Annotated in this window: 11 protein-coding genes; 5 read left to right on the top strand and 6 right to left on the bottom strand. The window is 61.4% G+C overall.

Going from position 1 to position 11,094, the window contains the following annotated elements; genetic code table 11:
• Nucleotides 1–186: 186 nt before the first annotated feature.
• The 6 genes from gltX to Q0106_RS00725 all read right to left on the bottom strand — a co-directional run bounded on the left by gltX (nucleotide 187) and on the right by Q0106_RS00725 (nucleotide 6,651).
• Nucleotides 187–1,581 carry a glutamate--tRNA ligase gene (gltX, locus tag Q0106_RS00750; RefSeq protein ID WP_297607607.1) on the bottom strand — a complete coding sequence of 465 codons (1,395 nt, stop codon included), beginning with the start codon at nucleotides 1,579–1,581 and terminating at the stop codon, nucleotides 187–189.
• Between the two features lie 121 nt (nucleotides 1,582–1,702).
• On the bottom strand, nucleotides 1,703–2,926 hold the full coding sequence (locus Q0106_RS00745; RefSeq protein ID WP_297607606.1) for a DUF401 family protein: 1,224 nt from the start codon (nucleotides 2,924–2,926) through the stop codon (nucleotides 1,703–1,705).
• A gap of 81 nt (nucleotides 2,927–3,007) precedes the next feature.
• Nucleotides 3,008–3,922: an AEC family transporter gene (locus tag Q0106_RS00740; protein WP_297607603.1), complete on the bottom strand. Its 915-nt coding sequence runs from the start codon at nucleotides 3,920–3,922 to the stop codon at nucleotides 3,008–3,010.
• Entirely contained in the window at nucleotides 3,919–4,563 is a 645-nt protein-coding gene (locus Q0106_RS00735; protein ID WP_297607601.1) for an epoxyqueuosine reductase QueH, read from the bottom strand. The genes Q0106_RS00740 and Q0106_RS00735 overlap by 4 nt, the downstream gene beginning before the upstream one ends.
• Before the next feature lie 84 nt (nucleotides 4,564–4,647).
• Entirely contained in the window at nucleotides 4,648–5,877 is a 1,230-nt protein-coding gene (locus tag Q0106_RS00730; protein WP_297607599.1) for a hypothetical protein, read from the bottom strand.
• Between the two features lie 27 nt (nucleotides 5,878–5,904).
• Nucleotides 5,905–6,651 (bottom strand): hypothetical protein, encoded by a 747-nt coding sequence (locus Q0106_RS00725; RefSeq protein ID WP_297607597.1) that lies wholly within the window; start codon nucleotides 6,649–6,651, stop codon nucleotides 5,905–5,907.
• A 454-nt stretch (nucleotides 6,652–7,105) separates the two neighbouring features.
• Here Q0106_RS00725 and Q0106_RS00720 point away from each other — a divergent pair, with 454 nt between their 5' ends.
• The 5 genes from Q0106_RS00720 to Q0106_RS00700 all read left to right on the top strand — a co-directional run bounded on the left by Q0106_RS00720 (nucleotide 7,106) and on the right by Q0106_RS00700 (nucleotide 11,019).
• Entirely contained in the window at nucleotides 7,106–7,828 is a 723-nt protein-coding gene (locus Q0106_RS00720; RefSeq protein WP_297607596.1) for a YggS family pyridoxal phosphate-dependent enzyme, read from the top strand.
• A gap of 21 nt (nucleotides 7,829–7,849) precedes the next feature.
• A complete protein-coding gene (gene proC / locus Q0106_RS00715) occupies nucleotides 7,850–8,656 on the top strand; it encodes a pyrroline-5-carboxylate reductase (protein ID WP_297607595.1) in 807 nt (268 codons plus the stop codon).
• Complete coding sequence (locus Q0106_RS00710; RefSeq protein ID WP_297607593.1) at nucleotides 8,656–9,099, top strand: YqaA family protein; 444 nt, start codon at nucleotides 8,656–8,658, stop codon at nucleotides 9,097–9,099. Before proC ends, Q0106_RS00710 begins: the two co-directional genes overlap by 1 nt.
• Nucleotides 9,100–9,310: 211 nt before the next feature.
• Nucleotides 9,311–10,063 carry an electron transfer flavoprotein subunit beta/FixA family protein gene (locus tag Q0106_RS00705; RefSeq protein ID WP_152157823.1) on the top strand — a complete coding sequence of 251 codons (753 nt, stop codon included), beginning with the start codon at nucleotides 9,311–9,313 and terminating at the stop codon, nucleotides 10,061–10,063.
• A 20-nt stretch (nucleotides 10,064–10,083) separates the two neighbouring features.
• Nucleotides 10,084–11,019 carry an electron transfer flavoprotein subunit alpha/FixB family protein gene (locus Q0106_RS00700; protein WP_152157824.1) on the top strand — a complete coding sequence of 312 codons (936 nt, stop codon included), beginning with the start codon at nucleotides 10,084–10,086 and terminating at the stop codon, nucleotides 11,017–11,019.
• The last annotated feature ends 75 nt before the right edge of the window (nucleotides 11,020–11,094 follow it).

The raw sequence follows: 11,094 nt of genomic DNA, 5'->3' as shown, positions 1-11,094 counted from the left end.
CCGGAGTTGACAACGTGAGAGGCTGCCGTCCTAACCGCTAGACGATGGGGACATCACTGCGGAGAGGTCGAACTATACAGAAGTCTCCCGAAAAAAGCAAGTGCGCAGATCCCGAACGTATGAAAAAAGAAAGGGACCATCCTTTCGGACAGTCCCTTTTCTCAGGAAATCGGAAACGACTTCTCTTTAGGCCAGCGCCTTCGCGATGCGGGCGAGCACCTTTTCGCGGCCGATGAGGCAGAGCGTGCGGTCGATCTGCGGCGTGCGGTCGGCAACGCAGACGCCGACGCGAAGCGGCGTGGCAAGAACCTTCATCGGGATTTCGCGCTCAGCCATCACGGCCTGAATGACGTGGTAGACGTTTTCAGGGGTGACTTCATCGAGGGCCTTCAGCTTTTCGCCGAAGAGCGCGAGCGCTTCGCGGCCGCCGTCGGCGAGGGCCGCAGCGAGGGCTTCGGGGTCCGCATCCTTCTCAACATAGAAGAAGAGCGCGGCGTCGGCGAGCGCTTCGAGGGTGGCGCTGCGGGTCTTCAGAAGACCGCAGACCTGAACGAGGTCGGGACCATTCTCAATGAGGCCGCCGCGGGCTTCGATGCGGGGCTGAACGAGTTCCGCGAGGCGCGCATCGTCGGCTTCCTTCATGTACTGGCCGTTCAGCCAGTCGAGCTTCTTCCAGTCGATGCGGGCGGAAGCGCGCGAGCAGTCCTTGAGGTCGAAGACCTTGGCGAGCTCCTCGCGGGAGAATTTCTCCATATTTCCGTGGCCCCAGCCGAGGCGCGCGAGGTAGTTGAAGATCGCTTCGGGGAGGTAGCCCTTCTTTTCGTATTCGAGAACGGACACCGTGCCGTGGCGCTTCGAGAGCTTCTGGCCGTCCTGACCGCAGATGAGCGGGAGGTGCGCGAAGACGGGCACCTCAGCGCCGAGCGCGCGGTAGATGTTGATCTGGCGCGGGGTGTTGTTGATGTGGTCGGCGCCGCGGATCACGTGGCTCACCTTCATGTCCCAGTCGTCCACCACAACGGCGAAGTTGTAGGTGGGGATGCCGTTGCGCATGATGATGAGGTCGTCGAGCTCGGAATTCTGAACCGTGATGGGGCCGTAGACGGCGTCGTCCCAGGTCACCGCGCCCTCGTCGGGGTTGCGGAAGCGGATCACGGGCTTCACGCCTTCGGGAATCGGGCGGCCCTTGCAGTTTTCAGGACGCCAGCGGCCGTCGTAGCGGGGCTTGAGGCCCTGGGCGCGCTGCGCTTCGCGAAGCTCATCGAGTTCTTCCGGGGTCGCGTAGCAGTAGTAGGCGCGGCCGTCGGCGAGCATCTGGTCGACCACTTCCTTATAGCGGGCAAGACGGTCCATCTGATAGATGGGGCCCTCGTCGTAGTCGAGGTTGAGCCACTTCATGCCGTCAAGAATCACCTGCACGGCTTCCTTGGTCGAGCGCACCTGATCGGTATCTTCAATGCGCAGGAGGAACTTGCCGCCGAAGTGACGGGCGACAGCCCAGCAGTAAATGGCCGTGCGCGCGGTACCGAGGTGCATCATGCCGGTGGGGCTCGGCGCGATGCGGGTGCGAATTTCTTTCATGTCGAAAAGCTCCGGAAAAACTCGTTCGCGTTCCGCAGGCGGCGTGGATGAAGTGAGGCCGCCCGGGAAGCGGAAAAGAAGAATTGGATATTTTAGAACGCTCAATCTTAAGCGTTTGTGCTTAGGCCCATGTGAAGTAGGTCCAGGCGGAGAAGATGACGGCAAGGATCGCTTCGCAGATGAAGATCTGCTTGAAGGACTGGAAGAAGTCGGCCTTGAAGTAGTCCACCGAAATCGTGAAGCAGAGATGCACGGGGGTGAGCATCTGGCCGATGCAGCCGAAGACCATTGCCATGCCGGCGTAAGTGAGGCTTCCCGGTGCAATTGCCGCGCAGATGGGCATGGCCATCGCGATGTAGCCCTGGGACATGCCGGTGAGAAGGCCGACCAGGACGGAGAGCATCGCGAAGATCACGGGAGTCGGAAGCGGAAGCGCCTTGAGAGCCGCGAGCGTTTCGTCAAGAACCCCGGTGCCGGAAAGGAGCGAAATGAAGTAGAGAATCATCACGACGTTGAGAAGGAGCTTCCGGTCGAAGGCCTCGAGGAAAATGTCCTTGATGGGCACGGGGCGCTTCAGGAAGTAGAAGGTCGGGATGAGCGCCAGTACGGAGATGCCCATCGCGATGCCGGCGGGCATGTTGAAGATGAGCATGAGGAGAATGTTGAGAACGACCGGGGAGATCGCAAGGGCGACGTTTCCGAAGTCCGCGAGGCGCGAAGCCCCCGTCGAGACCTTCTTTTTGACGTGATCCTCGCCCTTCAGGGGCGCGAGAAGCACGAACCACCCCACGATGAAGGTGGCTGCGGCGAACCAGATGAGGTGTAGCACGAGGTCGGAGAGGTGAATGCCGGCAATCGCGCAGGCAAGGAGCATTCCGGGCACCGTCGGGCTTGAGGTCTCAAAGATGTGGCGGAAGTAGTAGTTGATGGAAGCCTTCCGGGCCGGAGAAATATTCATCCCTTCGCTTGCCGCCTGAACGATCGGGGCGGAAAAGCGCGCGCCCCCGAGCGACGGGAGAAGCCCGAGGAACGCGGGCATGACGGCGAGCGTGATGCGCGATGAGGAGAAGAGCCGGTTCAAGGCCTCGACCATGCCTTTCAGCGTTCCGGATTTTCTCAGCTGCACCTCAAGGCACATGACGAAGTAGAGCGCGAAGATGAGGTCGTAGGTTCTCGGAAGCGTCGCCGTTTCCACGGCGCTCGACCAGAGCGTTGCGAGCGACCGGTCGTTCAGAATCCACATGACGGCGCCCGCCGCGAGAATGGCGAGGCCGATCATCACGCGAAAGCGCAGAAGCACTGCGATCGCGAGAATAGCCAGGAAGAGAATGAGGAAAATATTCATTTTTTTGAAATTTCCGAGAGAATTCCGGTATCGGAACTTTCTATTTTAGGAGCGTCCGGGAGGTTCGGAATTTGAGAAACGTCAACCCGTAAACGCGGCGAGCATGGCGCACATGACGGCCACCGATACCAGGACGGAAACGGAATTGATGTTGGCGGCGGCCTCCCAGTCGAGATTCGCCTTCATCGTGAAGATGACGCCCATGACGGGAAGCGGCGACATCATCGTAACGGCGATTGCCTGGCGCACTTCAAGGGGAAAGGGCAGCAGGAAGTAGAGGCCGACGGCGATGATTGCGTTGACGACGTAGCGTACGCACATCATTTTGAAAAGCTCGCCGAACTTTTCCCAGTTGATCGCGAGGTTGATCGAGAGGCCGATGAGGAGCATCGAGAGGAAGGTATTGGCGCCCCCTACGACCTTGCAGAACTGCAGAATGGGTCCCGGAACCTTGAGTTCAAGGAAGGAAAGCGTGAGGAGAATGAGGTAGGTCCAGATGGGAGCGGCGTGCGCGAGCGTGCGGAAGACGTTGAGAAAGGCTTTCAGGGCGCCGCCGTTGCCGCGGAATGCAAAGGCGTAGGTGCCGCCTGTGCACATGATGGCGTTGCCGATGTCGAAGAGGCAGACGACGAGAAAGCCGAGCGGCGAAACGAGCCCCATCGTGAAGGGCATGGCGAAGGTCCCCACGTTGAAGCTCGACATGTTGAGCATGGCAAAGGGGACGGCTTTGTCCCGGTCGGGCCGCCGGTGCGTCATGAGCCAGGCAATGCCGATCATGATCCAGGTCGCCGTAATCGGAATGAGGATGGTGGCGAGGAGTTCGACCGGAAGCGTGACGCCGTTGAGGAACGTGATGATCGCGCAGGGGAGCGTGATGTTGAGAACGAGGAACCCCACGGGCTTCGCGAGATCTCTCGGAACGAGTCCCTGCGCGCGGATGAAGACGCCGATGAGAATGACCGCAACGTAGCCGAGGACGGTGATGAGCGCGGTCATGAATGCTTCTCCTCTTCCTTCGCTTCCCTGGTTTTGTCCCCGAGCTTCAGAACGAATTCGCGCGCATAGACCGGGATCTCCTCAATCGGGCGCAGGGCAAGGTGCCCCATCGAAAATTCGCAGCCGCACCAGAGCTGGTTGTAGAAGCCCTCTTCCTTGAGAAGCTCGCCCCTGCGCTGCTGCAGACCGCCTTTGCGCCAGTTCATGTCCCAGTAGGCTGTCCCGGGCGTGAGGCGTGCGGCTTCTTCGGCCGCCTCGCGGATCTGTTCGAGCCGCTTCCAGCGGCTCCCGGCCAGAGTCGTTGTAAAGGATTCAATGCCGAGTCGCTTCGCGGTCCGGGCGGTGGCGAGCATGCGCACGCCGAAGCAGACGCGGCAGCGCGCGCCGCGTTCGGGTTCATTCTCGAGCCCCTTCACCGCCTCGTGCCAGAGCGCGTGGTCGTAGTCGCCGTCGACGAAGGGGACGCCGAGCTTCGCCGCATAGCGCTGGCACTCGTTCTTCCTCACGAGGTATTCCTCCTGAGGGAAGATGTTCGGATTGAAGTAGAAAATGGTCGGGGCGTAGTCGTGCTGAAGGAGCCATTCAAGGATGGCGCTCGAGCAGGGCGCGCAGCAGCTGTGAAGCAGTACAGGCCGTGGCATGAGGAGGTCTCGGTTGCAGGATTTTTTAGAGCGAAATTTTAGCAACCGCTCCTCTTCAGAATGACGTCTTCGGTCAATGAAAAATCAGGCAAATCGGCCCTGCAGGAACCATCTTCCGGACGCATCCTCGCGGTAGAGCCAGAGACGTTCGCCGCGAACGCTCCGGGCGCTGTAGTAGGTTCTTCCGTTTATCGCGCGGTCTTCGGCTTCGAGCGCGAGCGGTCCTTCAAGGACCGGCTGAAGTCCGTTGCCGAGGGGAAGCTCGCGCGGTTCCGGAAAGACTTCCGTCGGGAAGGGAAGCCCGCCCGCATCGCTTCTGACCGGCGCTCGCTGGTGCGCCAGAGGGCGAAGCGCTTCAGCAGGCGCGTGTCTCTGAAGCGTTTCAGGGAGCATCCTTCCCGTCCGCTCGAGCTGAAAGACGCGCCTTGAGCCGAAGCGCTCCTCGAGCTTCCGGACGAGGAAAGACGCCTTACGGACGCGCTTTTCGCCGCGCGCCCTGAGGGAGAGGCTTCCGAGGAGCGTCGCGGAAGCGGCTTCAAGCAAAAAGCGCGCGAGCTCCCGGGTTGTCTTTTCCGAACCCGTCTCGCTGAAGAAAAAGACGCACGACTGCTCCCAAAAGCGCCTGACCGGACGGCCCGCTTCATCACGAAGCGCGATTTCCAGGGTCAGCCGATTGAATGCTTCTGCAGCCGCCCACGAAGCGATGGCGGCAGCCATGCGCTCCGCCTGAAGGGGCTTCGCGTCCGGGTCAAGCGTTGCCCGGAGCGCCAGGGCTTCATTCATTTCCGGAAGATTCGGGACGCTCGCGCCGAATGCACGGGCGTGCTTCACGAGGCCTTCGGCATCGAAGGCTTCCGCTTCGTCTTCTGCCGAACCGGCCGCTTTCTGAAGCGCCTCCATCAGGGTGGAGGCGGATGCTGCAAAGTTGTTGAAACCGAGCGCCTCAAAGCATGCATGCGCTTTTTCGGCTTCCTCGCACCCGCAGTGAAGGAGGAGCGCCGCCGCGCCGGATCCGGGAGAGCGGATGAGCCGGGCTTCCTTTGAATAGCGCCGCGCGAGAAGAAGCATCAGCGTCGTGAGTTCAGCGGCGGCGGTTGCTCTCGCATGTTCAAGGCTGAGACCGGGAAGGCGCAGCAGGGCTTCCTTTTCTGTCATTCCCCGGCGGATCCCGTGCGCGTCAGCAGCGGCGTTCCTTGCTTCGATGCGGCCTTCGACCGCGAGCGCGGCGGGATCAGAAGACCGGGCAGAGAGACGCTTCGGGTTGAGCGCCAGAAGAAGCTGCGGGAAATAAAGAATCGTGAAATCCGGAGACATGAGATCGGGCTCGAAAGAATTTGGGAATCAGAAGGCCGGGAGCGCTTCCGGGAAGAGGCTCGGCTGGCAGGGCCGGGAGGTTCTTTCGTCTTTGGAAGACTGACGATCCGGGGCATTCGCCGGCCGGGCACCGAGGGCGAGCTTCGACGGCTCGAGAAGAATTTCTTTTGCGGTATTGAGAAAGGTGCTCATCCGGATGGCCCGGATGCGGATCGCCTCAGCGCCCTCCGGCAGAAAGAGAAGCCTGAGAACCCCTTCGGGCGCGAGGCAGGCGAGCGCTGCCGGGCGGATGGCAAAAAGCGCGGCGCCGTGCGTTTGCGCTGCGAGCTGAAGCCTGCGCATGCGGATGCGGTCCTGCTTCGGCGAGAGCGCAGGGAGCCAGGCGACGACGGCTTCGGCTTCGCCGCTTGAGAGTGCAAGCTCGGCCGCGTCGAAAGCCTCCTCTGCCGTGGGCGGCACCACAAAGAGTTCCCGGGAAATGTCGATCCCGAACGCCTCGAAGGCCGGCAGGAACGGTTCAAACCCGCGCTCTGGGAGCACCCAGACGGCGGAAGCCGCATGAGAAACCGCGCCGAGGAGCATCCTGACTTCGCCGCGGCGGGATGCCGGCGCGAGAATCTCAGTGAGCCCCGCTTTGGGGAATCCTCCGTCGAGAAGGTCGTCGAACTCCCTGATCCCAGAGGCAAGGCGGTCCCCGGCTTCAGCGGTTTTGGAAGCGAAGAAGATGGCCCGGCCTTTTGCGGCGAAAGCGCTCAAATGAATGCTGACTGACATGAGGAACCTCCCTTTGAGGAGAAAAGTGCGTCTCTATGTCAAAGGAGTGTACGAGAAAGAATTTTTCAAGATCGATCGTTGATCTTCAACGATGATCCTGATTCTGGATATTTTTAAATTTATTTAGATAAAACAATTGAATAAGTGAGTGATCCTCACTGCATTCATAACGAAGGGGAAAAGCGCCCGGAGCGGAATGGAGAGGACTCCATCTTTGTAATGCACTCTTGGAGTAGCCGTTCCCCTCTACTCTCCTTTCAGAGTGATCCTTACCGTGCTTCCTGAAGGACCCGCCGGCACTCCCGCAAAGGCTCAAAGGCGTGCTTCTCTGTCAGCCGGATGCAGTCTTCCTTGACCTGAATCAATAGCGGAAAAACGCGGCGCGCCTTTTGCGCGTAAGCGCACCCGAACGCGATAACCTTTCCCACTTGAAATCTACTTTTAAAGGAATGCCATGACCGATCTGACTCCCGGGCTGGATGCCCGGTGGAATCACGTTGTTCAGGAGCTCCATGAGGCGGAGAAGAAGGCCGGGAGGAGCGCCGGCGACGTGACGCTTCTTGCTGTCGGTAAGACCTTCAGCGCGGAGGCGCTTTTCGAGTGCGCGAAGCTCGGCGCCCGCGCCTTCGGCGAAAACTACGCTCAGGAAGGGTGCTCGAAGGTGGATTGGTTTCGCGAGCACCATCCGGAACTCGCGCTCGAATGGCATTTCATCGGGCCGCTCCAGGCCAATAAAACGCGCGGCGTTGCCGAGCGCTTCGACTGGGTGCAGTCGATTGACCGTGAACGCATTGCGAGGCGCTTGTCCGAGCAGCGTCCGGAGGATCTTCCGCCCCTCAACCTGCTTATCGAAGTCAATATCGACGGCGAGGAATCGAAGTCGGGCGTCAAGCCCGATGCGCTCGAGGCGCTCGCCGCAGAAATCGAAATGCTGCCCCGCGTGAGGCTTCGCGGCCTGATGGCGATTCCGGCGCCTGCGGAGACCTATGAGGCCCGCATGAAGCCGCTTCTCGCGATGCGGGAGCTCTTCAATCAATTTAAAAAGGCTCATCCCCATGCCGACACGCTCTCCATGGGCATGAGCGCAGATATGGACGAAGCCGTTGAAGCCGGATCCACAATGGTGCGGATCGGCCGCGCCATTTTCGGCGAACGCAATTACGCGCAAAAAGCCTGACTTGGAATTTAGGAGAGAATCATGCTGACGATAGGATTTCTGGGCGGCGGCAACATGGCCGCGGCGTTGATCGGGGGCCTTCTCAAGGAGAAGGCCGAAGACCTGACGGTTCACGTGGTGGACCATCACCCGGAAAAGCTCGCGAAGCTCGAAGCCCTGGGCGCCAGAACGCATAAGGAGCCGGGCGGCTGGATCACGGCCTGCGATCTTCTGGTGCTCGCCGTGAAGCCCCAGACCATGAAGGCGGCAGTGGAGCCGATCGTGAAGCTTCTGAACCCGAAGGGAGCTGCGCTCTCAATCGCTGCCGGCATCGAAGCGGGCGTTCTTTCCGGCTGGCTCGGGGGCTACCCCCTCATGCGCGCGATGCCTAATACCCCGGCGATGGTCGGGGCCGGCATTGCCGGGCTCTGGTCGCCTAAAGGGATGGACGAATCGCTTCGCGAGGCGGCGCTCCGCGTGCTGCGCGCCGGGGGCGAGGTCGTCGAAGTGAGGAATGAGTCGGAGATCGACCTTGTGGGCGCTATCCCCGGGAGCGGTCCGGCCTACGTTTTCCGCTTCATGGAGGCGCTCGAGAAGGCGGGCCTGAAGCGCGGGCTCTCTGAAGAGAGCGCTCATGCGCTCGCGCTCGGCACGGTCTATGGCGCCGCTGAGCTTGCGCGCGTGTCCGGCGAGGAATTCTCGCTTCTGCGCGAAAAGGTAACGAGCAAGGGCGGCACGACGGCAAAGGCGCTCGAGGTCATGAACCGGCTCGACATTGACCGGATGATGGACGAGGCCGTGGAAGCAGCCCTGAAGCGCACGGCTGAAATGAAGGCGCTCTTTCGCTGATGGGCGACATGACGGCATGGGTGCTTGCGCTCTTTGCGAGCGACAGCATCGACATTGCGCTCTTCGTGACGGCCTTTGTGTCGGCGACGCTTTTCCCCGGGGGCTCCGAAGTGATGCTCGCCGGGGCGCTCGCCGCGCAGCCCGAGCGCTGGGCCTGGCTCCTTGCCGTCGCGACGGCAGGAAACACGCTGGGCTCCATGACTTCCTGGGTGATCGGCCGCTTCATCCCAACGGTGAAGCGGGAGACGAAGGCCGTCCTGTGGGTGAGGCGCTGGGGCGCCTGGGCGCTTCTTTTTGCGTGGCTTCCCGTCGTGGGAGACGCGATTCCGGTGGCGGCGGGGTGGCTCAGGATTGACCCGCTCATGAGCCTTCTCGCCATTGCCGTCGGCAAAGGCATCCGCTACGCCTGCGTAGCGGGAGCGGTTCTTCCGCTCGTTCTCTGAGAGACGGCTAAAACCGCTCAAAATCATCTAACGGCGGCGATTTTCAAGGGATTCCCGCCGTTATAATTGCGAATTGCTCTCAGGCGGAGCTTCTCTCCGCCTTCATAATCCTCCCCTCCGCAGAAGGTTCCGCCAGCGCTTCGGTTAATGGAAGAAGCCCAGGCTGCGAGCTCCGGACCGGGGCGCATCCCGATTTTTGTTGAGGAACGCAATGAAGATATTAGTTGCTGTGAAGCGGGTCGTTGACGCGAAGGTCAAGGTCCGCCCGCTCCCGGACCATTCCGGACCGGACATCAAGCTCGCCCGCATGGCGATGAACCCCTTCGATGAAATTGCGGTTGAAGAGGCCGTCGAGCTGAAGGAAGCGGGAAAAGCCTCGGAAGTGGTTGCGGTTTCGATCGGCGGCGCGAAGTCGGTTGATGTTCTGCGCACCGCCATGGCGATCGGCGCCGACCGCGCCATTCATGTGGTTACCGACGACGCCGTCGAACCTCTCGCCGCCGCGAAGATTCTTGCTCAGATCGTCGAGCGCGAGAAGCCCGGCATCGTGCTTCTCGGCAAGCAGGCGATTGACGACGACTGCGGTCAGACGGGCCCGATGCTTTCGGGGCTCCTTCGCTATCCGCTTGGCGCCTTTGCAAGCGAAATCGAATTCGCGGACGACGGACGCCTCGTCGTCACGCGCGAAACCGACGGCGGCACGCAGACCGTGTCACTCTCGATCCCGGCCGTGATCACTGCGGACCTCCGCCTTGCCGAGCCCCGCTACGTGACGCTTCCCTCCATGGCGAAGGCCCGCAAGAAGCCCGTGGAAGCGATTCCCGTGGGCGAACTCGACGTCGATCTCACGCCGCGCGTGAAGACGCTTTCCGTCGAACCTCCGCCGGCACGCAAGGCAGGCGTGATGGTTTCGAGCGTGGATGAGCTCGTTGAGAAGCTTCGCAACGAAGCGCATGTGATCTAAGGATTTGAAGGAACGAAAGAATGACTGCGCTTCTGATTGCTGATCATGACAATGTGAATCTGCGTCCTGCGACCGCGCATGCGCTGACCGCCGTCCTCCAGATGAGTGAGCCCGTCGACATTCTGGTTGCCGGCAACGGCTGCCAGGCCGTGGCCGAGAAGGCCGCGAAGCTGAAGGGCGTGCGCACGGTGATTCTCGCCGAGAACGCGAAGCTCGCGCAGGAGCTCCCCGAGGTCCTCGCGGACCTTGTCGTGGCGGAAGCTCCCGGGTATTCCCACATCTTCTTTGCTGCGACGGCGCTCGGCAAGGCCGCCATGCCCCGCGTTGCGGCGATGCTCGACCTCACGGCGATTTCCGATGTGGTGGGCGTGAAGGGTCCGAAGACCTTTGTTCGCGGCATTTATGCCGGGTCGCTTCTTGCGACGGTCGAAACCGAAGAAGTCGTCGTGGTGGGCACTGTCCGCACGACCGCCTTCGAAGCAACCGGGGAAGGCGAGGTTGCCGCCCCCATTGAAACCGTCGAATGCCCGGATGCCGACGACACCTCGCGCTTCGTGAAGTTCACGGAAACGAAGAGCGATCGTCCGGAACTCGTCTCCGCACGCGTTGTCGTCGCGGGCGGCCGCGGCCTCATCGACGAAGCGGGCTTCAAGGCCCTCGAGGAACTCGCCGACTCCTGCGGCGCTGCCATCGGCGCCACCCGCACGGCGGTCGACATGGGGCTCTGCCCCAATGACTGGCAGGTCGGTCAGACGGGCAAGATGATTGCCCCGCAGCTCTACATGGCCTTCGGCATTTCGGGCGCCATCCAGCACACGGCCGGCATCAAGGATGCCAAGGTGATCGTTGCGGTCGACAAGGACCCCGAAGCGCCGATCTTTGAAGTGGCCGATTACGGTCTCGTCGCTGACGGCGCCGAAACCTGCCGGGCGCTCAAGGGCAAGCTCGGCAAATAAGCGCATCGGATCCCGAAAGGGAAATCCGCGCTCTGTGAGAAGCGGTCTCTGGGATTCCCGGGACCGCTTTTTCTT

The sequence above is a fragment of the uncultured Sutterella sp. genome (assembly GCF_937923675.1).
Lineage (GTDB): Bacteria > Pseudomonadota > Gammaproteobacteria > Burkholderiales > Burkholderiaceae_F > Sutterella.
Note: the sequence above shows the minus strand (reverse complement) of the source record. Positions and strands in the feature narration are given on the sequence as shown.